Source organism: Nocardioides sp., from assembly GCF_030149505.1.
Taxonomy (GTDB): Bacteria; Actinomycetota; Actinomycetes; order Propionibacteriales; family Nocardioidaceae; genus Nocardioides.
This window is the reverse complement of the sequence record NZ_JASBRN010000057.1, coordinates 40,027-63,184: the sequence shown is the minus strand read 5'-3', so window position 1 is coordinate 63,184 and position 23,158 is coordinate 40,027. Positions and strand designations below refer to the sequence as shown.

The following is a 23,158-nucleotide window of genomic DNA, read 5'->3' as shown; positions in this document are numbered from 1 at the left end:
CGGTCGCGCCCGGTCAGGTGACCGGCAACCAGCAGCGCCCGAAGCGCTGGCCGGCGGCCCACTGCTCGGCACTGGGCCACTCGTAGCCCCAGGTGAACTGCAGCGAGTCCGTGGCGCGGTCGCGACCGACCTGCTCGCAGGGCTCCTGCCCCCGCTCCCGCGCGGCCTGCTCGCCGGGGTAGTCCTCGCCGGCTGCGCCGGTGCCGGCCAGCTCGACCACCGACACCGCGCGCCAGCTGTGCTGCTCCGCGCACGCCACCCGCCGGGCGTCCCGGTCGTCGGGGGCTCCGGTGGCGCACAGGCCCCAGCGGTCCCGGCCGGTCACCGTGGCGAGGACCCCCTCGAGCCGCCCGGCCAGGGGCAGCAGACCGCCCCGACCGTCCGGCGCCACCACGTCACAGCGGAACCACGAGGCGCCGGCGTCGGCCTCGGGCAGCGTCGGGGTGAACCACACCGCGCGCAGGACGCTCAGCCGCCAGCCGTCCTCGCCTCCCCCCAGGAAGCCCGGCAACGCCGCGGGACACTGCGTGGCCACCTGGGAGCGGACCCGGTCGGAGTCGACTGCCAGCAGGTGGCCGTCCACCGCCCGGTCCAGCCGCCCCACGAGGAACGTGCGCGCGGTGTGCGGGGAGGCGCAGGGACGGGTGGGGCTGTCGTCGGTGGCGGCGAGCGCCGCGTCGAGGTCGAGGTCGTAGCACCCGCGCTCCGGCGGGGGTGCGGGCCGCTGCGGCCCGGCGACGCGCGACCCGTCCGCAGCCGCCGCGTCCGGTGCGGCCTCCTGGCCGGCGGCGTCCGCGGTCACGTCGCCCGCCCTGGACCCCGGCTCCTGCGCGGCGTCCGAGCAGCCGGCCAGCACCAGCGGGACCAGCAGCACCAGGCCGACCGCGCGCGCCCTCAGCGCTGCCGTCACTGCTGGGTGCGCGCCCAGCACACCGACCTCCGGTTGCCGACCTCCCACTCGGCCTGCTTGAACCACGTGTAGCCGAACTCGTAGGAGTCCGGGTAGCCCAGCCAGGCGCCGACGGAGTCGGAGCAGAAGTCGCGGGTGGTGACCTCGACGATCCGGTCACCGGGGTAGTCCTCGGCCGGCTCGCCCACCTTGATCGTGGTGACCGCGCGCCAGGTGTGCGGCTCCGAGCACGGCACCTTGGGGGAGCCGTTGACGGTGCGGCCGTTGGCGCAGACCATCCACTGGTCCGGCGGCAGGCCCTCGAGCAGCCCCTGGGCGGTCTCCGGGAGAGCGCGGTACTCGGTCAGCTGCGGTCCGCCCCCGACGACGTCGCAGCGGAACCAGCGGGCCCCGGCCTCCCAGGCGGCCTCCTCCGGGGCGAACCAGGCCCAGGAGACGACGGTCCGCATGACCGCCGACTCGTCGGCGCGGAGGAAGGAGGCGAACGCGGGGGCGCAGGTCTTGTAGACGTGCGCCCCGATCTGCGGGTCGTCGGCCTCGAGGTCGTGCAGCTCCTCCGGGAGCTCCCGGACCTCGAAGGTCTCGGCGGTGTGCCGCTCGGCGCAGTCCACGACGGGGGAGTCGTCGGAGGGCAGGGCGACGTCCTCGGCGTCGAGCAGCCGGCAGGCGCCGACCTCGGGGGGCTCGGTGCTCGCCGTCCCGGACTCGTCCTCGCCGCAGGCCGCCAGGAGACCCAGCAGCAGGGCCAGTCCGCCGAGCCGCAGCGCGGGAGCGTGGCCGCGGACGGCTCGGGAGTTCAACGGCACCTCGGGCTCCAGGGTCGTGGGGACGGGGAGGAGGCTACCCGTCGCCCCCGACGACCGCGGGGCCAGGACGTGCGCTCAGGAGGACAGCAGCGCCGCCAGCGTCCCGCCCAGCTCGTACGCCGCCGCGCGCGCCTCCTCGTCCGGGTCGCCGAGCACCTCCAGGACCGGAGCGGCCTGCTGCCAGGGCAGCGCGCCGGTGATCGCGAGCACCGAGCGGACGGCGCCGGTCGTGTCGTAGCGGCCGTGGACCGCGAGCCCGAACGGGCGGCGCCCGCCCCCGGCGGTCACCCCTGAGCCGTCGTCCGCGAGCGCACCACCGACGTGCAGGAAGAGGGAGTCGAAGAAGTGCTTCAGGGCCCCGGACATGTAGCCGAAGTTGGCGGGGGTGAGGAGCAGGTAGCCGTCGGCCGCGAGGACGTCCTCGGCGCTGGCCTCCAGGGCCGGGCGGACCAGCACCTCGACGCCGGTGATCGCCTCGTCTTGCGTTCCGGCCAGCAGGTCGGCGCCCAGCTGCGCCAGCGTGGGGGTGGGGGAGTGGTGGACGAGCAGCAGCCGGGCCATGTGCCCGACCCTAGGACGCTCCCGAGGCGTCTCGGGGGACGCGACCGGTCGGCTACTCGGTCCAGCCGTGCTCGTGGGCCCAGGCGACGGCCTGGGTGCGCCGGGTCACCCCGGTCTTGGCGTACACCTGGCGCACGTAGGTCTTCACGGAGTTGACCGAGACGTAGAGGCGCTCGGCGATCTCCTGGTTGGACAAGCCGCGACCGATCAGCACCAGCACCTCGGACTCCCGCTGGGAGAGACCGGGGAAGTCGTGGTCCTGCTCGCCGGCGGTGCCGGCGGGCAGGGAGGGCCGGTCACCGCGCAGCAGCGCATCGATGGCCGCGACCAGCTCCTGGCCGGGGGCGTCCTTGACCAGGTAGCCGTCGGCGCCCGCCTCCAGCGCTCGCCGGCGACGGTGCGGGTGGTCGTGCCAGGTGTAGACCAGCACCTTCGCCGGCGCCAGTGCGGGGAGGCGACCCAGCCGTTCCTGCACGTCCTGACCGGCGAACGGGTCGCAGAGGACGACGTCCAGCCCGGTGGTGTCGGGCACGTGCCCGGCGCTGCTGCGCAGGGGGCGCAGGGACACCCGGGCCGCGTGGGGCCGGAGCATCCCGGCGAGGCCCTGGGTCACCAGCTCGCTCTCGTCGAGGACGCCCAGCCGCACCGGACGCACGGACGAGGGAGGCATGTGGCGAAAATACTGGGGGCGCAAGGCACCGCTCAAGATCTCGCCTCACCCTGCGGGGTGATTTCGGACCAGAGTCGCCCGCGTGGTGGTCGTCCGGCCGTCCGGGGCGCACGTCGGGGCCGTGCAGGGTATGGTGACCGGGTCATGACGCAGCAGCACGCCCTTCTCCTTCGCTGCCGCAGCGAGGTCTGAGCCCGACCGGACCCCCTCGCTGCGGAGGCTCCCTGCGCGCCGGTCACCACGACCCACACCCAGAGCACCCAGCGAGGACACCGTGACCATCCCGCCCCAGAAGCCCAGCGGCATGCCCGTCGAGCGCTACCGCGCCTTCCCGCCGATCGACCTGCCCGACCGCACCTGGCCCGAGCGCAGCATCACCCAGGCCCCGCGCTGGCTGTCCACCGACCTGCGCGACGGCAACCAGGCGCTGATCGACCCGATGAGCCCGGCCCGCAAGATGCGGATGTTCGACCTGCTCGTCCAGATGGGCTACAAGGAGATCGAGGTCGGGTTCCCCTCGGCCAGCGAGACCGACTTCGCCTTCGTCCGCCAGCTCATCGAGGGCGACCGGATCCCCGACGACGTCACCATCTCCGTGCTGACCCAGGCGCGCGAGGACCTGATCGAGCGCTCCGTGCAGTCGCTGGTCGGCGTCCCGCGGGCCAACATCCACCTCTACAACGCGCTGGCGCCGATGTTCCGCCGGGTGGTGTTCAAGGCCAGCACCGACGAGGTCAAGGACATCGCCGTGCGCGGCACCGAGCTGGTCATGAAGCACGGCGCCGCCCACCTGGACATGACGGTCATCGGCTACGAGTACAGCCCGGAGATCTTCACCTCGACCGAGCTGCCCTTCAGCCTGGAGGTCTGCGAGGCCGTCACCGACGTCTGGCAGCCCGAGGACGGCCGCGAGATCATCCTCAACCTGCCGGCGACGGTCGAGGTGGCGACGCCCAACGTCTACGCCGACCAGATCGAGTGGTTCTCCCGCCAGCTGACCCGGCGCGAGAACACCGTCATCTCCCTGCACCCGCACAACGACCGCGGCACCGCGGTCGCGGCCACCGAGCTGGCGCTGATGGCCGGTGCGGACCGGGTCGAGGGCTGCCTGTTCGGCCACGGCGAGCGCACCGGCAACGTCTGCCTGGTCACCCTCGGCATGAACCTCTTCAGCCAGGGCGTGGACCCGATGATCGACTTCTCCGACATCGACGAGGTCCGCCGCACGGTGGAGTACTGCACGCAGCTGCCGGTCCACCCGCGCCACCCCTACGCCGGCGACCTGGTCTACACCGCCTTCTCCGGCTCCCACCAGGACGCGATCAAGAAGGGCCTGGAGGACCTCGAGCGCCGCGCCGGGGAGCAGGGCGTCCCGGTCGCGCAGATGCCCTGGGAGGCGCCGTACCTGCCGATCGACCCCAAGGATGTCGGTCGCTCCTACGAGGCCGTCATCCGGGTCAACAGCCAGTCCGGCAAGGGAGGCGTGGCCTACGTCCTCAAGGCCGAGCACAAGCTGGACCTGCCGCGGCGCGCGCAGATCGAGTTCTCCCGGGTCGTGCAGCAGCGCACCGACGCCGAGGGCGGGGAGATGACCCCGGAGCAGATCTGGGACGTCTTCCGCTCCGAGTACCTCGACCGCGAGGCGCCGCTGCGCCTGGACTCGGTCCACACCTCCTCCGCGGCGGGGCAGAAGGACGCCCTGGAGGTCAACGTCTTCGTCGACGGCGAGGCACGCACGCTCACCGGGGAGGGCAACGGCCCGCTCTCGGCCTTCGTCGACGCCATCTCGACCCTGGGCCCCGACGTCCTCGGTGTCGAGGACGTGCGCGTCCTGGACTACGCCGAGCACGCGCTCTCGGCCGGCGGTGACGCCCTCGCCGCGGCGTACGTCGAGTGCGCCGTCGACGGCCAGGTGCGGTGGGGCGTGGGGATCGACCCCAACATCGTCACGGCCTCCCTGCAGGCGGTCGTCAGCGCCGTCAACCGCGCCTGAGCGCCACGGTGCGGCTGCGCGTCAGTACTTGACCGGCAGCCGCACCGTGAAGGTCGCGCCCTCCAGGTGCGCTGAGCGCACCCGGATCGTGCCGCCGTGGGCCGAGACGATCGCCGAGACGATCGACAGCCCGAGACCGGTGCCCTGGATCGCCTCCTTCTGCGCGGTCGAGGAGCGGAAGAACTTCTGGAACAGGTTGTCCTGCTCCTCGGTCGGGATGCCGATGCCGGTGTCGGTCACGGTCAGGACGACCTCGTCGCCGGAGACCTCGACGCGGGCGCGGACCACGCCGCCGTCCTCGGTGAACTTGATGGCGTTGGTGACCAGGTTGAGCACGACCCGCTCCAGCTGCGCGGGGTCGCCGACGACCACGGCGGGGGAGTCGGGCCGCTCGACCAGGACCTCGAGGTGGCGGTCGGCCAGCAGCGGCGCCACCGACTCTTCGACGGCGCCCAGCACCTCGCCGAGGTCGACCTGCTCGGCCTCCCAGGTGATCGACTCCGAGTCCAGGCCGGCCAGGGTCAGCAGGTCGTTGCAGAGCACGATCAGACGCTGGCCGTTGCGCGCGATGGTGTCGAACAGCGGGAGCTGGTCGGGCAGGGGGTCCACGACGGTGCCGTCCTGGAGCATCTCGGTGTAGCCCACGATGCTGGTCACGGGCGTGCGCAGCTCGTGGGAGACCGTCGAGACGAACTCGTTCTTCGCCTCGTCCAGGGCCCGCAGCCGCTCGACGGCGGTCCGCTCCTTCTCCAGCGCCGCCACCAGCATGTCCTGGCCCTGGCGCTGCTCGGTGACGTCGCGGCCCACGCAGAGGAAGCCCACGTGCGGGGTCACGCCGCCGGCGGTGGCGCTCAGGGACATCGAGACGACCCGGCGGCTGCCGTCCCGGGCCACCCACAGCCAGTCCCGGGCGGGCAGCTCGCCCGAGCCGATGCCCCGCACCAGCGTCGCGAAGGCCTCGTCCGGGTCCCGGCTGCCGAGCCGCTCGGAGACCTGGTCGGGGTCGAGCAGGTCGAGGAAGCGCTGCCCGACCTGGCGGCCCGCGTCGTGGTCGAGCATCAGCTCGGCGCCGGCGTTGAACACGGTGATCCGCCCGTGGTCGTCGACACCGATGATCGCGGTCGTGATCGCGGCCCGCATCAGGTGGGAGACGAGGCCGGCGCTCGCGCGCTCGGTGGTGACGTCGATGCCGGTGAGCACGGCGTACGCCGGCAGGTCCTGCTCGTCGCGCACCATGTTGTTGCTCCACAGCACCCGCAGCGTGGATCCGTCGCGGGTCGTCGCGTCGGCCTCGCGGACCACCGGCTGGCCCGACCGGTTGGGCCAGAGGAACAAGGCGTCGAGGTCGGGGGCGCTGGCCACCAGGCTGGTCTCGGCGATGGTGCGTCCGACCAGGTCCGCCTCGGTCCAGCCGGTGAGCCCGGTGGTCGCGGCGTTGACGCGCACGATCCGGCCCTCCAGGTCGGTGACGAGGATGATCGCGGCGGTCGTGTCGAGGGTCGCGGAGGTGAGCCGCTCGGCCGCCTCGAGCCGCTGGCGTGCCACGTGCTCGGCGGAGACGTCGAGCAGCTGGGCCGACCACACGACCCGGCGGTCGTCGTCGTCGCCGTGGGAGAGCCGGCTGAGCGCGACCTCGACCCGGGTGGAGGCGGCGCCGCGGACGCTGACCCGCCCACGCCACGACTGCCCGGCGGCGGTGCGCACGTCGAGCTCGGGCGGCGTGGCCAGCAGGTCGCCCAACCCCAGGCCGAGCAGCGAGCCGTGCGGGCGGCCGAGGACGTCCGCGGCGGTGTCGTTGGCGTCCACGACGCGCAGTGCCCCGCCCTCCAGCCGCAGCAGCAGCTGGCCGAGCAGGGAGTCGGTGAAGTTGCGCCGGAAGAGCACCTCCTCGGCGCTGGCCTGGACCGCCAGCCGGTTGCGCTCGGCCAGCAGCAGGGCCAGCGGGACGGTCAGCAGGGCGGCGCAGACGACGTAGAGCTGGCACAGCGACGCCGCACCGACCTGGCTCGTGAACCCCTCGTCGATCTCGGCGGCGAAGGGGCCCCAGCCCAGGGCGTTGAAGGAGGTGGTGGCCGCGGCGAAGCCCGCCAGCTGCACGGAGACGACCCGCAGGTCGAAGCGCAGCGCAGCCCACACCAGCAAGGTCAGGGGGACGAAGGTCAACGCCAGCTCCTGTGCCGGCATGAAGACGAGGCCGACCGACACCACGAGGAGCGTCACCTGCGCAGCGAGCTCGCGCCGGTCGACGACCGGGCCCCCGCGCAGGCGCCAGGTGAGCGCGAGCGGGAGCACCACGAGGATCGCGGCAGCGTGCGCCGGGAAGGTGGTCCGGGCGGTCGCGAGGAAGCCTCCGTCGAGCATCGCCCACACCACGGTGCCGCTGCCCACGGCGATGACGAGGCCGCCGAGCGCGGCCGCGACCAGGAGCCGCACGAAGTCCGGCAGCCTCACGAGCACCGGTGGTCCGGGCGTCGGTCGGGCGCGCAGCACCAGGCCTGCCACCACCGCCTCGGCCGCGTTCACCGCGCCGAAGGCGGCGGAGACGTCCAGGGTGCGGCCGCCGGTGAGGTTCGCCAGGCCCGTCGTGACCGCGATGCCCGCCGCCACCGCGGCCAGCCGACCCGCGCCGGGGCGCGCCAGCGCCACCAGGGCCACCGCCAGCCCTGCCGCCGGCCACCAGCCGGCGACCGGGTTGTCCGCGGGGCGCCAGGCCACCGACACGGTCGCCACGACGTACGTCGTCGCCAGCAGCAGCACGGCAACCCGCAGGCCCAGGGCGGGGGCTGCGGGCGCGGGCAGGGAGGTGACCGCGGTGGCCATGGGCCCATTCTCACGTCCCTGACCGCTGGCGGGGGCCGGTCCGGCTAGATTCGCCCCATGCTGGTCTCCGAGCGCGTCGGGCAGTTCTTCTTCCACACCGAGGACGGTCGGGACCGCCTGGAGTACACCGAGTACGGCTCGGGCGACTCCTGGGTCGTGCTCGTGCACGGCCAGCTGATGACCCGGCGCATGCACGAGCCGCTGGCCCGCGCCCTGGCCGGGTCCGGTCTGCACGTGGTGACCCTGGACCTGCTCGGGCACGGCCGCTCGGACCGCCCGGCGGATCCGCTCGCCTACTCCGTGCAGGCCTTCGGTGAGCAGGTTGTCGCCCTGCTGGACCATCTCGGGGCTCCCGAGGCCGTGGTCGGCGGGACGTCCCTGGGGGCCAACGTCGCCCTCGAGGTCGCCGTCGCCGCGCCCGACCGCGTGCGCGGCCTGCTGCTGGAGATGCCCGTCCTGGACAACGCCCTCGAGGCGAGCATCGTCGCGGCGTCCCCGCTGCTGCTCGCCTCGCGCCTGCTGCCCGTGAGCGTCGACGGTGCTCGTCTCCTGTCCGGGGTCGTGCCCCGCTCGCTGCTGCCCTTCTGGGCCGGGGTGGCCCTCGACGTGCTGGACCAGCGCCCCGGTGCGACCGCCGCGCTGCTCCACGGTCTCCTGTTCGGCAGGGTCGCGCCGATGTCGAGGGAAAGGCGCCGGATCACCGCCCCTGCGCTGGTGGTCGGGCACACCCGGGACCCCATCCACCCCGCGGCCGACGCGGCGATGCTGGCCGCGGAGATCCCCGACGCCGAGTTCGTCAGCGCCCGCAGCCTGCTGGAGTGGCGGCTGCGCCCCGAGCGGCTGACGGGTGCGGCCATCGGCTTCTGCCAGAGCTGCTGGCGCGTCCAGCGCCGCCGCCGGCGCTCCGCCACGCGCTAGACCCCCGGATCCTCGGGCCCGACGGGGCACAATGGCGCGGTGCCCCTCTACCGCGACGAGGCGGTCGTGCTGCGCACCCACAAGCTGGGGGAGGCCGACCGGATCATCACCCTGCTCACCCGCCGGCACGGCGTGGTGCGCGCGGTCGCCCGCGGGGTGCGACGCACCTCGTCGCGGTGGGGCTCGCGGCTGGAGCCCTTCACCCACGTCGACCTCCAGCTCGCCGACGGGCGCAACCTCGACACCATCACCCAGGCCGAGACGATCACGCCCTTCGCGGGCCGGATGGGAGCCGACTACGAGCGCTACACCGCCGGCACGGTGATGCTCGAGACGGCCGAGCGGCTGGTCGTCGAGGAGCGCGAGCCGGCGACGCAGCAGTACCTCCTGCTCGTCGGCGGGCTGCGGGCGATGGCCGCGGGTGAGATCGGGCCGGGCCAGGTCCTCGACTCCTACATCCTGCGCTCGCTGTCGGTCGCCGGCTACGCCCCGAGCTTCGAGGGCTGCGCCCGCTGCGGGCTCGAGGGCCCGCACCGCTGGTTCAACCCCTCGATGGGCGGGGTGCTGTGCAGCACCTGTCGCGTGCCCGGCTCCGCCAGCCCGGCCGCGGGCACCGTCGAGGTCCTCGGAGCGCTGCTCGCCGGCGACTGGCCGACCGTCGGCAGCGCCGACCCGCGCACCCTGCGCGAGGCGAGCGGGTTGGTGGCGGCGTACCTCTCCTGGCACCTGGAGCGCGGCCTGCGCTCGATGGAGCACCTGCAGCGCTGACGCCCGCGGATGACCCCCGCGGTGCCCCCGGGGGTGTCATGCTGGCCCCCGGTGGTCCGGGGGAGACCGGGGAAGGGAGTCCGATGCGGTCCTACCTCGCTGCCCTGCGACGGGTGGTCAACCTGGTCGACGACCCCGACCCCCGCCTGCTGCAGACCGCGTTCGCCGCCCTCGTGCTGCTCGACACCCTCCTGCGCTCCTCGGTCGGTACGCCGCTGGACGCGGCTCGCGGACCGCTGGTCGGGCTGGGCCTGCTGGCGCTGACCACCCTCGCGGTGTGGGTCGCGCCCGGCGCGGGGTCGGGCGTGCGACATGCTCCGCTGCTGGTGGTCGGGCTCGACCTGGCCGCGGTCGGGCTGGTGCGGCTGGTGCCCGAGGGCTCGGCGGCGGGGATCCTGGTGGTGCTGCCCGCGCTGTGGCTGGCCCGGCTCCACGGCGCCCGCGGAGCCGCCGCCGCGGGCCTGGCGGCCGCGGCGGTCGTGTCGGTCCCGGGGCTGCTCTACGTCGGTCTCTCCGGTGCCTCGCTGACCCGGGCCGTGCTGCCGCCCCTCGTCGCCTGGCTGGTCGGCCTGGGCGTCGCCTCGGCCGTGACCCGCGCCGAGTCCGAACGCCGGATCTCCACCGCGATCCTCGACACCGTCGACGTGGGGCTGGTGCTGCTCGACGCCGAGGGCCGCTACCTGCGCGCCAACCGTCGCCACCAGGACTTCATCGACCTCGCCTTCCCCGACGGCCATGCGGGGAGGGCCGGTCAGCTCGGGGCGGTCCACCACCCCGACGGCCGACGGGTGGCGCGCGAGGAGATGCCGAGCTTCCGCGCCGCCTCCGGCGAGGAGTACTCCGACATCCGGATCTGGTGCGGCGACGACCCGCTGACCCGGCGGGCGCTGTCGGTCTCAGCGCGCACGCTGCGCGACGACCAGGGGCGGCGCGTCGGGGCGGCGCTGGCCTACAAGGACATCACCGACCTGCTGAGCGCCCTGGAGGCCAAGGACGAGTTCGTCTCCACCGTCTCCCACGAGCTGCGCACCCCGCTGGCCTCCATCGCCGGTTACGTCGAGGTGGTGCTCGGGCGGGAGGACCTCCCGGCCCCGGCCGCCGACCACCTGCGCGTGGTCGAGCGCAACACCGTGCGCCTGGACCGGCTCGTCGGCGACCTGCTCGCCACGGCACAGGCCGGCAGCGGTCCGCTCCCCGTCCACCGCACCGAGAGCGACCTGGCGGTGCTGGTGCGAGAGGCCGTGGAGGTCGCCACCCCGGCAGCGGAGGCCGCCGGCGTCGAGCTCGACCGGCGCTGCCCGGGGTCGCTGCCCGTGCACGTCGACCCCCGACGGATCGGGCAGGTGCTGGACAACCTGCTCTCCAACGCGCTCAAGCACACCGGTGCCGGGGGGAGGGTCTGCGTCGAGGTCACCGAGCGTCCCGCCGAGAGCCAGGGCGGGCAGGGCGGGCTCGTCGAGCTGGCGGTGTGCGACACCGGCACCGGCATCCCGCCCGACGACCTGGACCGGCTCTTCGTCCGCTTCCACCGCAGCAGCACCAGCCGCGACCTGGCGATCCCGGGCCTGGGCCTGGGCCTGTGCATCGCCCGTGACATCGTCGCCGCCCACGGCGGACGGATCGACGTCGAGAGCGAGGTGGGGGTGGGCACGACCGTGCGGGTCCTGCTGCCCCGGCAGGCCCCCGCGGGCCCGTAGGCTCCGCTGTCGTGAAGCGCCCCGTCCGTCCGCCCACGCCGCACCCCTCGGGCGCCCGCCCGCCCGCGCTCCCGCCGGAGCTGGTGCCCGGCCACGTGGCGATCGTGATGGACGGCAACGGCCGGTGGGCCAAGCAGCGCGGCCTGCCGCGCACCCGCGGCCACGAGGCCGGCGAGGCCTCGCTCTTCGACGTCGTCGAGGGGGCCATCGAGATCGGCGTGAAGGCGGTCTCCGCCTACGCCTTCTCCACCGAGAACTGGCGGCGCAGCCCCGAGGAGGTGCGCTTCCTCATGGGCTTCAACCGCGACGTCATCCGCCGCCGGCGCGACGAGATGCACGAGCTCGGGGTGCGCGTGCGCTGGGCCGGGCGGGCGCCGCGGCTGTGGCGCTCCGTGGTCAAGGAGCTGCAGGTCGCCGAGGAGATGACCCGCGACAACGACGTGCTCACGCTGACGATGTGCGTCAACTACGGCGGCCGCGCCGAGCTCGCCGACGCCGCGCGCACCCTCGCCCGCGAGGTCGCCGCCGGTCGCCTGGACCCGGAGAAGATCGACGAGAAGCGCTTCGCCAAGGCGCTCTACCTGCCCGACCTCCCCGACGCCGACCTGGTCTGGCGCACCTCGGGGGAGCAGCGGCTGTCCAACTTCATGCTCTGGCAGGCCGCCTACTCCGAGATGGTCTTCACCGACGTCCTGTGGCCCGACGTGGACCGGCTCGCGCTGTGGCGCGCCATCGAGATCTACGCCGAGCGCGACCGCCGCTTCGGTGGCGCCCAGCCCAACCCCGGGCCGCCCACTCCCTGAGAACCCCGGCCGGGCGCGTGACCGGCCGGGCCGTGGCGTCGTTGTGACGTGCGTGACCCTGCGCACCCTGGCCTCTCGGAAGCTGGCCACCGCCACCCTGCTCGCCGCCGCCCTCGCGGCCCCGACGACGTACGCCGCCGCGGCACCCGACCGCGGGGCACCCGAGCCCGGCAGCCCGGAGTACGTCGCGCGCGACCTGCAGAACATCGACGACGCCTACGGGCGGATCACCGACGTGCAGCTGGCCGACCCCGACTACCTGCCGGCGCTGGCCACCGAGATCCCCGCCGTCGCCCTGGCCCAGCTGCTCGAGCAGGCGGCGACGCCGACCCGACCCTCGATCACCGCCGGCGCGTACTTCCCGGGGTGGAACGTCGGCAACCCGCTGCGCGCCGGCTGGGACGGCACCCGCGGCCGCGCGCTGCCGGTCTCGTTCACCAACCGGTACGGCGCGCTGCTGCGCGGCACCCTGCACGCCCCGCTCGAGGGTGCGCGGGACCCCTACACCGGCAAGCGCCTGCGCCCGCCGTTCCCCGGCGTCGTCATCACCGAGGGCTCGGTGCAGGGCAGCGAGAACATGTACCTCTGGCTGGCCCAGGACCTCGCCGAGCGCGGCTACGTCGTGCTCACCTACGACGTGCAGGGTCAGGGCACGAGCCAGACCCTCCCGAGCGACGGCTCGCTCAGCGGGGTGCCGTCCCAGCAGATCGACAACTTCGTCGTCGGCACGCAGGACGCGCTCACCTTCCTGCTGTCCACCCCGCAGGACCCGGCCCCGGCGTACGGCGCCACCGAGGGCGAGGTGACCGGCTCCAACCCCTGGCACGCGCTGCTGGACCGCCGCCCGGACCGCCGGCCCAGCGCCGCGGGGCGCACCGCCAAGATCGCCGTGGTCGGTCACTCCCTGGGCGCGGCGGCGATCTCGCAGGTGCAGGCGGTCGACGAGCGGATCTCGACGATCGTGGCGCTGGACAAGCTGCAGTCCGGGCCGGCCGAGGACGGCACCCCTGTCGAGCCGGTGGTGCCCGCGCTGGCGATCCAGTCCGAGTACGGCTTCACGGTCAGCCCCTGGTTCCTCTCCGGAGGGTCCTCGTTGCGTCCGGAGCCCTCGCCCGACGGCCCGTCCCCGACCCGGGAGAAGGAGACCGGCTTCGACGCCTGGCGCAGCGCCGACGTCGACTCGCTGCTCGTCGTCCCGCGGGCCTCGATGCACCTGGAGTACACCGACATCCCGCTCGCGCTGCCGGCCAGCCGGTGGGGCCAGGCGCTCACCAGCGCCTACACCCAGCGGTGGCTGGACCACTACCTCAAGAACAAGCCGCTGCGGCCGCTGCTGGCGGAGCGGTTCCGCTACCTCGAGCCGGTCGGCGGCGGCGTGTGGGAGCCGGTCGTGCTGGAGCGCGACCCGCTGCTGTCGTTCTACTACTGCTCGGCCATGCACCTGGCCGGCGGCGCGATCGACGACGGGGACCTCACCGGCGTCGGCTGCTGACCAGCCCCGGCCCCGCCGCGGACCGGTACGACGGACGGTCAGTGCTCGTCGTAGTGCCGGCCGTGCGGGGCGTGCCGGTGCCCGTCGTGCACGTAGTCGACGTGGTCGCCGTGGGGGACCGCGACGTGGCCGCAGTCGGGTCCGTGCGCGTGGTCGTGGTCGGCTACCAGGTGCTCGTCGGGCACCTCGTCCTCGAAGGGGCGCCGCACCCGCTGCCGGTGCCGCACGAGGATGCCGATCGGCCAGGTGAGGACGAAGCCGGCGAGCGAGAGCAGCACGATCGTGGGCCCGGTGGCGACGTCGGCGTCGAAGCGCAGCCCGACCCAGGCGGCGAGCAGCAGTCCACCGACCGAGGCGCCTGCGCCCAGGGCCACGGCCGCCAGGAGGGTGCCGCGGAAGGTCCGGGTCAGCTGCTGGGCCGTGGCGACCGGCACCACCATGAGCGCCGAGACCAGCAGCAGGCCGACGGTGCGCATCGCGACCGTCACCGTCACCGCGGCCAGCACCGCGACGAGCAGGTTGTAGCCGCGGACGCTGAGCCCGTTGACGCGGGCGAACTCCGCGTCGTGGGCGACGGCGAAGAGCTGCGGTGCCAGGCCGATCCCGAGGACGACCACGACGGCGGCGAGCAGCGTGGCGGCGAGCACGTCGTCGGGCCCGAGCGAGGTGAGGGCGCCGAAGAGGAACTGGTTGAGCCGGGCGGCGCTCTGGTCGCCCAGCCCCACGAGCAGCACGCCGCCGGCGATGCCGCCGTAGAAGAGCAGCGCCAGCGCGACGTCCCCGCTGGTGTGGCCGCGCTCGCGGATGACCTCGATCAGCACGGCGCCGAGCACGGCCACGCCGACGGCGGTCCACGTCGGGGAGGTGCCCGTCAGCAGGCCCACGGCCACGCCCGTGACCGCGACGTGGCCCAGACCGTCGCCCATGAGGGCGAGCCGGCGCTGGACGAGGTAGACGCCCACGACGGGTGCGGCGAGGCCGGTGACGAGCGCGGCGATCAGCGCCCGCTGCATGAAGCCGTAGCCGAGCAGGTCGATCATCCTCGACCGCCTCCCTCGTGCGAGCCGTCCAGGGGGCCGGCGACGTGCGGTGCGTGGTCGTGCCGGTGTGCCCGGCCCGTGCCGGGGTGGTCGTGGTCGTGGGCGTGGTGGTGCCCGTCGACCAGGGAGAGGTACGGCGCGTGCCCCGAGCCGCTCCCGGCCTCGGCCAGCGCAGGGCCGTCGTAGGCGAGCCGGCCGTGACGCACCACCACGACCCGGTCCACCAGCGGGGCCAGCGGCCCGAGCTCGTGGGCGACCAGCAGCACCGTGACCCCGCGCTCCTTGAGGGTGCCGAGCGCGTCGGCGAGGGCCTGCTGGTGCGGCAGGTCCACGCCAGCGGTGGGCTCGTCGAGGATCAGCAGCTCCGGCTGGCCGGCCAGGGCACGGGCGATGAGCACCCGCTGCTGCTGGCCGCCGGAGAGCGAGGAGACGCTGTCCCGAGCCTGGTCGGCGAGGCCGACCACGTCCAGGGCGTCCGCGATCGCGCGCCGGTCGACCGGGCGCAGCGGACGCAGGAGCCGGCGGTGGCCCAGCCGGCCTGCGGCGACGACCTCCGAGACCGACGCCGGGACTCCGCTGGCTGCGGTCGCGCGCTGCGGCACGTAGCCCACGCGGTGCCGGTCGCGCAGCGAGTCCTGCGGCTCCCCGAAGAGCCGCACCTCGCCGCGGGCCAGGGGGAGCAGCCCTGTCACGGCGCGCACGAGGGTCGACTTCCCGGAGCCGTTCGCGCCGAGGAGCGCGACGAACTCGCCGGCGCGGACCTCGAGGTCGATGCCGCGGAGGACGGGACGACCACCCAGCACCACCCCGCCGTCGTGGACGGCGACGACGGGGTGCGGGGTGGTCGGGGGGGACGTGCGGGTGCTCAGCACCCGTTCGCTGCCCGGAGTGCCTCGAGGTTGGCGCGCATGAGGGAAAGGTAGTCCTCGTCCGCGGTGGTGTCGGTCAGGCCCTCGATCGGGTCCAGCACGTCGGCCTCGACGCCGGCGTCGCGGGCCAGGGTCTCGGCGGTCTCCGGGCTCACGAGGGTCTCGGAGAACACGGTGGTGACGCCCTCGTCCTCGATCAGGTCCTGCAGCCGCGCGACGTCGGCGGCGGTGGGCTCGGAGTCGGGGGAGAGACCGGCGATCGCCTCCAGCTCCAGGCCGTACTTGGTGAGGTAGCCGAACGCGTCGTGGTTGACCACCACCAGGTCGCGCTCGCACGAGGCCAGGCCGGAGGCGTAGTCGGCGTCGAGCTGCTCCAGCTCGGCGCGCAGGTCGGCGGCGTTGGCGGCGTACTCCTCGGCGCCCTCGGCGTCGACCGCGGACAGCTCCTCGGCCACCGCGTCGGCCAGGTCGGCCATCTTCATCGGGTCGAGCCAGAAGTGCGGGTCCAGGTCGCCGGCGGCGTGGTCGTGCCCGTCGTCCTCGGAGTGGGCCTCGCCGAGCTGGCGCAGTCCCACGGTCTCGCCGACCTCGAGGACCGCACCGCCGGTGCCCTCCTCGACGGCGGCGTCGACCGTCGGCTGGAAACCGTCGAGGAAGACCGTCAGGTCGGCCTCGGCCAGGGTCGCGGTCTGCTGGATCGACAGCTCGGCGTCGTGGGCCTCCTGGCCGGGGGACGTGAGCCCCTCGACCACCGCGCGGTCACCGGCGACCCGGGACGCGACGTACTCCAACGGGTAGAAGGCGGCCGCCACGGTGACCGTGCCGTCCGACGAGCCGTCCCCCGCCGCGCCGGCGTCGGAGAACGCGGCGCAGCTGCTCAACGTGACCGTCCCGGCAAGGAGGAGGGCGGACAGGGCGGCAGGGCGGGCGGGGAACGAGCTCATGGGAACGATTCTCAGCAGTAGTGGGAATCATTGTCAACTTGATCGAGGCGGGCCGCCGGGACGGCTGCCGTAGGCTCGCCGCCGTGCTGGTCGTGACGCGCTTCCGGGTCCCCGTCGAGGACGTCGACTCCTTCCGGGTCGACCTGGCGACCGCGCACGAGGCGCTGGCGGCGCGGCCCGGCTACCTGGACGGCACGGTCGGGCGCAACGTCGACGACCCGACCCTGTGGGTGCTCACGACGCGCTGGGAGCACGTGGGCGCCTATCGCCGGGCCCTGTCGTCGTACGACGTCAAGATGCGCGCCGTGCCGGTGCTCTACCGGGCGCTGGACGAACCCAGTGCCTACGAGGTCGTCGAGGGCCCGGGGACCGACCTCAACGTGGCGTCGGCCCGCTCGTTAGGCTGAGCGCTCCCGTCGGCAGCCGGCCGGCGTCGAACCGCAGCAGAGAGCGAGCCATCCCGTGGCCAAGCCGCCCCCGTCCGCCGTCGACAACGTCGTCTCCCTGGCTAAGCGCCGAGGCTTCGTCTACCCGTGCGGCGAGATCTACGGCGGCACCCGCTCCGCGTGGGACTACGGCCCGCTCGGCGTGGAGCTCAAGGAGAACATCAAGCGCCAGTGGTGGAAGGCGATGGTCCAGCAGCGCGACGACGTCGTGGGCCTGGACTCCTCGATCATCCTGCCGCGCGAGACCTGGGTGGCCAGCGGCCACGTCGACACCTTCAACGACCCGCTGACCGAGTGCCAGTCCTGCCACAAGCGGTTCCGTGCCGACCACCTGCAGGAGGCCTACGCGGAGAAGAAGGGCATCGACGACCCCGACACCGTGCCGATGGCCGACATCGCCTGCGCCAACTGCGGCACCCGCGGCGCCTGGACCGAGCCCAAGCAGTTCTCCGGCATGCTCAAGACCCACCTCGGTGTCGTCGAGGACGAGTCGGGGCTGCACTACCTGCGCCCCGAGACCGCCCAGGGCATCTTCCTCAACTTCGCCAACGTCGTGACCAGCCAGCGGATGAAGCCGCCCTTCGGCATCGCCCAGATCGGCAAGTCCTTCCGCAACGAGATCACGCCGGGCAACTTCATCTTCCGCACCCGCGAGTTCGAGCAGATGGAGATGGAGTTCTTCGTCAAGCCCGGCGAGGACGAGGAGTGGCACCAGTACTGGATCGACACCCGGACGGCCTGGTATACCGACCTCGGCATCGACCCCGACAACCTGCGCCACTACGAGCACGCGCAGGAGAAGCTCTCCCACTACTCCAAGCGCACCGTCGACATCGAGTACCGCTTCCGGTTCGCCGGCTCGGAGTGGGGCGAGCTCGAGGGCATCGCCAACCGCACCGACTTCGACCTCTCCACCCACGCCAAGCACTCCGGCAAGGACCTGTCGTACTACGACCAAGCGGCGGGGGAGCGCTACACGCCGTACGTCATCGAGCCGGCGGCCGGCCTCTCGCGCAGCCTCATGACCTTCCTCGTCGACGCCTACGAGGAGGACGAGGCGCCCAACACCAAGGGCGGTGTCGACAAGCGCACCGTGCTGCGCCTCGACCCGCGCCTGGCGCCGGTCAAGGTCGCTGTCCTGCCGCTCTCGCGCAACGCCGACCTCTCGCCCAAGGCCCGCGACCTCGCCGCCGAGCTGCGCAAGAACTGGTACGTCGACTTCGACGACGCCGGCGCGATCGGCAAGCGCTACCGCCGCCAGGACGAGATCGGCACGCCCTACTGCGTGACCGTCGACTTCGACACCCTCGAGGACGGCGCCGTGACGGTGCGCGAGCGCGACTCCATGCAGCAGGAGCGGATCGCGATCGAGGGCATCAGCGGCTACTTCGCCCAGCGGTTCCTCGGCGCCTGAGCGGGTCGCGCGTGCACAATGGCGCGGTGCGCACCCGCCTCCTCGGACCTCTCGTCCTCGTCCCGGCCCTGCTGCTGAGCGCCTGCTCGGGCGGGGACGAGCCCGAAGGCGCCGCGCCGGAGGTGACGGAGTCGGCGACCCCGACCCCCGAGCCGCTGCCCACCCCGGACGTCGAGGTGCCCGAGGGCGTGGAGCTGACGGCCCAGGGCTCGGCGCTGGAGCTGGGTGACACCGCGACCGTCGGGTACGAGGTCGACCAGTCGACCGTGGGCGTCCTGGGCATCACGGTCACCGACATGCGGCGCACCACGTTCAAGGAGTCCTTCCAGGGCTGGAAGCTGGACAAGCAGCTGGCCAAGGCCAACCCCTACTTCGTCGAGGCGACCTTCAAGAACCTCGGTGAGACCGACCTCGGCGGCCAGCGCCCGCCGCTCTACATCGTCGACGGCAACGACACCCTGGTGGAGTCCTCCACCTTCGTGACCGAGTTCGAGCCCTGCCCGTCCACCAGCTTCCCCAAGAAGTTCCGGCCGGGCGACAAGGTCACGCGCTGCCTGGTCTTCCTCGCCCCGGACGCCGGGGAGCTGGTGTCGGTCTCCTTCCGACCCGCGCAGGAGTTCAACCCCATCACCTGGTCCGGCGACGTCCTGAAGCTCGGGGCCAAGCGCCCCGGGGACGGCAAGGGCACGGGCAAGGACCGGAACGCCGGCAAGGGCGGCGGCAACGGCAACGGCGGGAACGGCCGCTCCTAGCCGCCCCGGCCCCGGCGCGCCACGAGCAGCGGTCCCCAGCGGCGTACGCTCCCGCCCGCCTCGGCGAGCAGCAGTCCGCCCGGCAGGTGGTCCCACGGCTTCTGCTTGAGGTACGCCGCCACGTCGGCCTCGCCCGAGGCCAGCCTCGGGTAGTCGACCCCGCAGCAGGTGCCGGTCGGCCGGGGCGCTCGGCCGGCGGGCCGGCGCCGGCCCGGGGAGAGGCGGGTGCCGTCGCACCAGGCGCCGGCGCCGCGCTCCGCCACGTAGGCGCGCCCGTGCTGGGGCTGCCAGATCCAGCTGCGCACGACCTCGCCGCGGCGCAGCTCGGCGAGCATGGTGGCGTGGTCGGGGGAGCCGGCGACGAAGTGCCGGGTGCCGTCGACGGGGTCGACGGTGAAGGCGTGCTCGGCGGTGTCCAGCCCGCCCAGCAGGCGGGGGTCGGCGCTGACCGCCTCCTCGCCCACGACCAGCACGCCGCCGGGGTGCGCGGCGCGCAGCAGCCGGGTCAGCTCGACCTCGGCCTCGCGGTCGGCGACGGTCACGAGGTCGCCGGGGCGGCGCTTGCTGGCGACGTCGCCGTCGCCGAGCCGACCGAAGCGGGGGGTCACGAGGCGCGCCACGACGTCCTGGACCATCGCCAGCACCTCCTCGGTGCCCAGCGGGGACGGATTCACGGGGCCAGCCTCCCATCGCGCACCATGGGTCCCATGCACGACCCGTCCGCCACCGACGTCGCACAGCACCCCGGCCTGACGCTCGGGAACCTTCACGTGCCGACCCCCGTGGTGCTCGCGCCGATGGCCGGCATCACGAACGCGGCGTACCGCCGCCTGTGCGCGGAGCAGGGTGCCGGTCTGTACGTCTGCGAGATGATCACCAGCCGCGGCCTGGTCGAGGGCGACCAGCACACGCGCGACATGCTCGTCTTCGACGAGCTGGAGACCGTGCGCTCGGTGCAGCTCTACGGCACCGACCCGGTCCACGTCGGCAAGGCCGCCGAGATCCTCTGCGCCGAGCACGGCGTCGCCCACATCGACCTCAACTTCGGCTGCCCGGTCCCGAAGGTGACCCGCAAGGGCGGCGGCGGCGCGTTGCCGTGGAAGCGCGGGCTGCTCGCCGAGATCCTCGAGCACGCGGTGCGGGCCGCGGCGCCCTACGACGTGCCCGTGACGATGAAGACCCGCAAGGGCATCGACCAGGACCACCTGACCTACCTCGACGCCGGGCGGATCGCCCAGGAGAGCGGCGCCGCCGCGATCGCGCTGCACGGCCGCACCGTCGCCCAGGCCTACTCCGGGCAGGCCGACTGGGACGCGATCGGCGAGCTCGTGGCTGCCGTCGACATCCCGGTGCTCGGCAACGGTGACATCTGGGAGGCGGCGGACGCGCTGCGGATGGTCGAGCAGACCGGGGTGGCCGGCGTCGTCGTCGGCCGCGGCTGCCTGGGCCGCCCCTGGCTCTTCCGCGACCTGGCCGCGGCCTTCGCCGGTCAGGAGGTCGCGACGCTCCCGCGACTCGGCGAGGTCGCGGCGATGATGCGCCGGCACGCCGAGCTGCTGTGCCAGCACATGGGGGAGGAGCGCGGCTGCAAGGAGTTCCGCAAGCACGTGTCCTGGTACCTCAAGGGCTTCTCCGCGGGAGGCGAGAGGCGTCGTGACCTCGGCCTGGTCAGCACCCTGGCCGACCTCGACGCGCTGCTGGCCGAGCTGGACCCGGACGAGGAGTTCCCGCGCTCCGAGCTCGGCACACCGCGCGGGCGGCAGGGCTCCCCGCGCGCGCGGGTGGTGCTGCCGGAGGGCTGGCTCGACGACGCCGACGGCCGGGGCTGCGCGGTCGAGGAGGACCTGCACTCCGGCGGTTGAGAAGCCACCCCTCCGTCCGCGCGTCCCGGGTACGGTGTGACCTGGCCCACCACGGGTGAGCAGAGACACCCCTCATTTCCAGGTCACGATGCGGTCACGGTCTTGCGGCTGTGGTCCACTACTGACCGCGCACGAGCCTGGTACCCAGGAATCGCGCGCACATCCCCCGACCTCGACAGCTAAGGATCAGCGCTGTGGCAGATCATCGCCACAAGCGGGACACCGATGCCCGCCGGAAGCCCCGAGCCATCCTCGTGGCAGGCCCCCTCGCCCTGTTCGCGACCGCCTCCGTGGTCTCCCTGGGAGTCGCCTTCAGCGACGCCCCTGCCAGTGAGACCGCCGTCGCCCGCACCACCGCCGCCGACCTGCGCCAGGCCTTCGCGGGGACCGACGCCTCCGCCGGGCTGCCGGACCTGCGCGAGGAGCTGGTCTCCCGCACCGCGGACCGCTCGGCCCCCCAGCAGGAGAAGACCAAGCTCGAGCGCGTGACCTCGCGCCAGGCCGTCGCCAAGGCGATCAAGCGGGCCGACACGAAGCTGTGGGCCACCGCCCCGCTGAACCTGTGGACCGAGCCCGGCGAGAAGGCCAAGAAGGTCGGCGTGCTCGACGAGGGCAAGAAGGTCCTCGTCACCGGCCGCAGCCTCTACGGCCGCGACGAGGTCGTCGTCGACGGCGAGGCCCGCTGGGTCACCCAGGGCTACCTCTCCGACGAGAAGCCGGCCGCGCAGGTCGCGCCCTCGGAGGCCTCGTGCACCAACGGCACGAGCGTGCCCTCCGGCGTCAGCCCCAACATCGCGGCGGTCCACCGCGCGGTGTGCGCGAACTTCCCGAGCATCACGACCTATGGCACGCTCCGCAGCGACGGTGAGCACGCCCAGGGCATCGCGGTCGACATCATGGTCTCCGGCGACCTGGCCTGGCAGGTGGCGGAGTTCGTCCGCGCCAACTACGCCGACCTGGGCGTCTCCTACGTCATCCACGCCCGCAACATCTGGTCGGTCGAGCGCAGCGGCGAAGGTTGGCGTGGCATGGAGGACCGCGGCTCGGTCACGGCCAACCACTACGACCACGTCCACGTCACGACGTACTGACGCAAGGGCCGGGCCCGCGCGGGCCGGGTCGTCGGCTCGCTCCTCTAGGCTCCGCCTCGATGGACGCCCTGGAGCTGTACGACGACCACGCCCGCGCGCGCCTGGTCCCGGAGCCGCCGAAGCGGGTCGACGCCCCCGAGCGCACCCCGTTCGAGCGTGACCGGGCCCGCGTCGTGCACGCGGCGTCCTCGCGCCGCCTGGCCGCCAAGACCCAGGTGGTCGGGCCGCAGAGCGACGACTTCGTCCGCAACCGGCTGACGCACAGCCTCGAGGTCGCCCAGGTCGCCCGCGACCTCTCCCGCGCGCTGGGGAGCCTGCCCGACATCGCCGAGACCGCGGCACTGGCCCACGACCTGGGCCACCCGCCCTTCGGCCACAACGGCGAGCGGGTGCTGGCGGACCTGGCCGCGCAGGCCGGCGGCTTCGAGGGCAACGCCCAGACCCTGCGGCTGCTGACCCGGCTGGAGGCCAAGAGCGTCGACGCCGAGGGGCGCTCGGTGGGGCTCAACCTGACCCGGGCCACCCTGGACGCCTGCACGAAGTACCCCTGGCCGCTCGAGCAGGCGCGCGAGGGCAAGTTCGGCGTCTACGCCGACGACCTGCCTGTCTTCACCTGGCTGCGGCAGGGTGCCCCTGGGGGCCAGCGGCGCTGCCTGGAGGCGCAGGTCATGGACCTCGCCGACGACGTCGCGTACTCCGTGCACGACGTCGAGGACGGCGTCGTGGCCGGCCGGGTCGACCTCACCGCCATCGACCCGCCGGCAGTGTGGGCGACGCTGCGCGAGTGGTACTCGGTGTCCGCGACCGACGACGAGCTCGACGAGGTGCTGGCCGACCTGCGGGCGGTCGGCTCCTGGCCCACGACCGCCTACGACGGCACCCGCCGCTCGCTGGGTTCGCTGAAGAACCTCACCAGCGACCTGATCGGCCGCTTCTGCGGTGCCGTGCAGGCGGCGACCCACGCGGCCGGGCCCGGCCCCTTCGTCCGGTACGCCGCAGACCTGCAGGTCCCGCACCGCACCGGCCTGGAGATGCTGGTGCTCAAGGGCATCGCCGCGCACTACGTCATGCAGGCCGAGGACCGCCTGGCCGTCCTGGCCCGCCAGCGCGAGCTGCTCGGCGAGCTGGTCGCGCTGCTGGCCCACCGTGGGCCCGACGCCCTGGACCGGCCCTTCGCCGACGACTGGCACGCCGCGACCGACGACCCCGCGCGGCTGCGCGTGGTCGTCGACCAGGTCGCCTCGCTCACGGACGCCTCGGCCGTCTCCCGCTGGGAGGCCCTGCGCCTGCGTCGGTAGCCTC

Annotated in this window: 21 protein-coding genes; 12 read left to right on the top strand and 9 right to left on the bottom strand. The window is 73.7% G+C overall.

Translation table 11 applies throughout. The features are described 5' to 3' along the window. Positions 1 to 13: 13 nt before the first annotated feature. The 4 genes from Q1V71_RS12780 to Q1V71_RS12765 form a co-directional block, all read right to left on the bottom strand. The gene (locus Q1V71_RS12780; RefSeq protein WP_300644203.1) at positions 14 to 910 is read right to left on the bottom strand and encodes a septum formation family protein; all 897 of its coding nucleotides are present in this window, start codon (positions 908 to 910) and stop codon (positions 14 to 16) included. Next, positions 907 to 1,716 (bottom strand): septum formation family protein, encoded by an 810-nt coding sequence (locus tag Q1V71_RS12775; RefSeq protein ID WP_300644202.1) that lies wholly within the window; start codon positions 1,714 to 1,716, stop codon positions 907 to 909. Before Q1V71_RS12775 ends, Q1V71_RS12780 begins: the two co-directional genes overlap by 4 nt. Before the next feature lie 75 nt (positions 1,717 to 1,791). Further along, positions 1,792 to 2,277 (bottom strand): flavodoxin family protein, encoded by a 486-nt coding sequence (locus Q1V71_RS12770; RefSeq protein ID WP_300644201.1) that lies wholly within the window; start codon positions 2,275 to 2,277, stop codon positions 1,792 to 1,794. Positions 2,278 to 2,329: 52 nt separating this feature from the next. Further along, complete coding sequence (locus tag Q1V71_RS12765; RefSeq protein WP_300644200.1) at positions 2,330 to 2,947, bottom strand: DNA-binding response regulator; 618 nt, start codon at positions 2,945 to 2,947, stop codon at positions 2,330 to 2,332. A gap of 304 nt (positions 2,948 to 3,251) precedes the next feature. Between Q1V71_RS12765 and leuA the strand changes: the two genes are divergently transcribed. Next, positions 3,252 to 4,940, top strand: a complete 1,689-nt coding sequence (gene leuA / locus Q1V71_RS12760; RefSeq protein ID WP_300644222.1) for a 2-isopropylmalate synthase — start codon at positions 3,252 to 3,254, stop codon at positions 4,938 to 4,940. Between the two features lie 21 nt (positions 4,941 to 4,961). Here the strand turns inward: leuA and Q1V71_RS12755 are convergent, their stop codons facing one another. Then, positions 4,962 to 7,760: an ATP-binding protein gene (locus tag Q1V71_RS12755; protein WP_300644199.1), complete on the bottom strand. Its 2,799-nt coding sequence runs from the start codon at positions 7,758 to 7,760 to the stop codon at positions 4,962 to 4,964. Positions 7,761 to 7,817: 57 nt separating this feature from the next. On the opposite strand from Q1V71_RS12755, the gene Q1V71_RS12750 reads away from it, so the two are divergent. From Q1V71_RS12750 to Q1V71_RS12730, 5 genes are all read left to right on the top strand, one after another. Next, positions 7,818 to 8,678 carry an alpha/beta fold hydrolase gene (locus tag Q1V71_RS12750; protein ID WP_300644198.1) on the top strand — a complete coding sequence of 287 codons (861 nt, stop codon included), beginning with the start codon at positions 7,818 to 7,820 and terminating at the stop codon, positions 8,676 to 8,678. A gap of 39 nt (positions 8,679 to 8,717) precedes the next feature. Next, positions 8,718 to 9,446: a DNA repair protein RecO gene (recO, locus tag Q1V71_RS12745; protein WP_300644197.1), complete on the top strand. Its 729-nt coding sequence runs from the start codon at positions 8,718 to 8,720 to the stop codon at positions 9,444 to 9,446. 83 nt (positions 9,447 to 9,529) lie between these two features. Next, positions 9,530 to 11,143 carry a cell wall metabolism sensor histidine kinase WalK gene (locus Q1V71_RS12740; RefSeq protein WP_300644196.1) on the top strand — a complete coding sequence of 538 codons (1,614 nt, stop codon included), beginning with the start codon at positions 9,530 to 9,532 and terminating at the stop codon, positions 11,141 to 11,143. 11 nt (positions 11,144 to 11,154) lie between these two features. Continuing rightward, positions 11,155 to 11,946, top strand: coding sequence for an isoprenyl transferase (locus Q1V71_RS12735; RefSeq protein ID WP_300644195.1), 792 nt, complete (start codon positions 11,155 to 11,157; stop codon positions 11,944 to 11,946). A gap of 52 nt (positions 11,947 to 11,998) precedes the next feature. Next, on the top strand, positions 11,999 to 13,438 hold the full coding sequence (locus Q1V71_RS12730) for an alpha/beta hydrolase (protein ID WP_300644194.1): 1,440 nt from the start codon (positions 11,999 to 12,001) through the stop codon (positions 13,436 to 13,438). A gap of 38 nt (positions 13,439 to 13,476) precedes the next feature. Here the strand turns inward: Q1V71_RS12730 and Q1V71_RS12725 are convergent, their stop codons facing one another. From Q1V71_RS12725 to Q1V71_RS12715, 3 genes are read right to left on the bottom strand one after another with little or no spacing between them, the layout of a single operon-like run. Continuing rightward, positions 13,477 to 14,478 (bottom strand): metal ABC transporter permease, encoded by a 1,002-nt coding sequence (locus Q1V71_RS12725; protein ID WP_300644193.1) that lies wholly within the window; start codon positions 14,476 to 14,478, stop codon positions 13,477 to 13,479. Further along, on the bottom strand, positions 14,475 to 15,350 hold the full coding sequence (locus Q1V71_RS12720; RefSeq protein ID WP_300644192.1) for an ABC transporter ATP-binding protein: 876 nt from the start codon (positions 15,348 to 15,350) through the stop codon (positions 14,475 to 14,477). Before Q1V71_RS12720 ends, Q1V71_RS12725 begins: the two co-directional genes overlap by 4 nt. Continuing rightward, positions 15,344 to 16,291 (bottom strand): metal ABC transporter substrate-binding protein, encoded by a 948-nt coding sequence (locus Q1V71_RS12715; RefSeq protein ID WP_300644191.1) that lies wholly within the window; start codon positions 16,289 to 16,291, stop codon positions 15,344 to 15,346. The genes Q1V71_RS12720 and Q1V71_RS12715 overlap by 7 nt, the downstream gene beginning before the upstream one ends. 83 nt (positions 16,292 to 16,374) lie before the next feature. On the opposite strand from Q1V71_RS12715, the gene Q1V71_RS12710 reads away from it, so the two are divergent. From Q1V71_RS12710 to Q1V71_RS12700, 3 genes are read left to right on the top strand one after another with little or no spacing between them, the layout of a single operon-like run. After that, complete coding sequence (locus Q1V71_RS12710; RefSeq protein ID WP_300644190.1) at positions 16,375 to 16,698, top strand: antibiotic biosynthesis monooxygenase family protein; 324 nt, start codon at positions 16,375 to 16,377, stop codon at positions 16,696 to 16,698. A 55-nt stretch (positions 16,699 to 16,753) separates the two neighbouring features. Further along, positions 16,754 to 18,151: a glycine--tRNA ligase gene (locus Q1V71_RS12705; RefSeq protein ID WP_300644189.1), complete on the top strand. Its 1,398-nt coding sequence runs from the start codon at positions 16,754 to 16,756 to the stop codon at positions 18,149 to 18,151. A 26-nt stretch (positions 18,152 to 18,177) separates the two neighbouring features. Further along, positions 18,178 to 18,903 carry a hypothetical protein gene (locus Q1V71_RS12700; RefSeq protein WP_300644188.1) on the top strand — a complete coding sequence of 242 codons (726 nt, stop codon included), beginning with the start codon at positions 18,178 to 18,180 and terminating at the stop codon, positions 18,901 to 18,903. Here the strand turns inward: Q1V71_RS12700 and Q1V71_RS12695 are convergent. Then, on the bottom strand, positions 18,900 to 19,577 hold the full coding sequence (locus Q1V71_RS12695) for an inositol monophosphatase family protein (protein ID WP_300644187.1): 678 nt from the start codon (positions 19,575 to 19,577) through the stop codon (positions 18,900 to 18,902). The genes Q1V71_RS12700 and Q1V71_RS12695 overlap by 4 nt on opposite strands. Before the next feature lie 33 nt (positions 19,578 to 19,610). Here Q1V71_RS12695 and dusB point away from each other — a divergent pair, with 33 nt between their 5' ends. The 3 genes from dusB (at position 19,611) to Q1V71_RS12680 (ending at position 23,154) form a co-directional block, all read left to right on the top strand. Then, positions 19,611 to 20,765: a tRNA dihydrouridine synthase DusB gene (dusB, locus tag Q1V71_RS12690; RefSeq protein ID WP_300644186.1), complete on the top strand. Its 1,155-nt coding sequence runs from the start codon at positions 19,611 to 19,613 to the stop codon at positions 20,763 to 20,765. A gap of 194 nt (positions 20,766 to 20,959) precedes the next feature. Further along, positions 20,960 to 21,856 (top strand): hypothetical protein, encoded by an 897-nt coding sequence (locus Q1V71_RS12685; protein ID WP_300644185.1) that lies wholly within the window; start codon positions 20,960 to 20,962, stop codon positions 21,854 to 21,856. Between the two features lie 59 nt (positions 21,857 to 21,915). Continuing rightward, the gene (locus Q1V71_RS12680) at positions 21,916 to 23,154 is read left to right on the top strand and encodes a deoxyguanosinetriphosphate triphosphohydrolase (RefSeq protein WP_300644184.1); all 1,239 of its coding nucleotides are present in this window, start codon (positions 21,916 to 21,918) and stop codon (positions 23,152 to 23,154) included. Positions 23,155 to 23,158 lie beyond the last annotated feature (4 nt).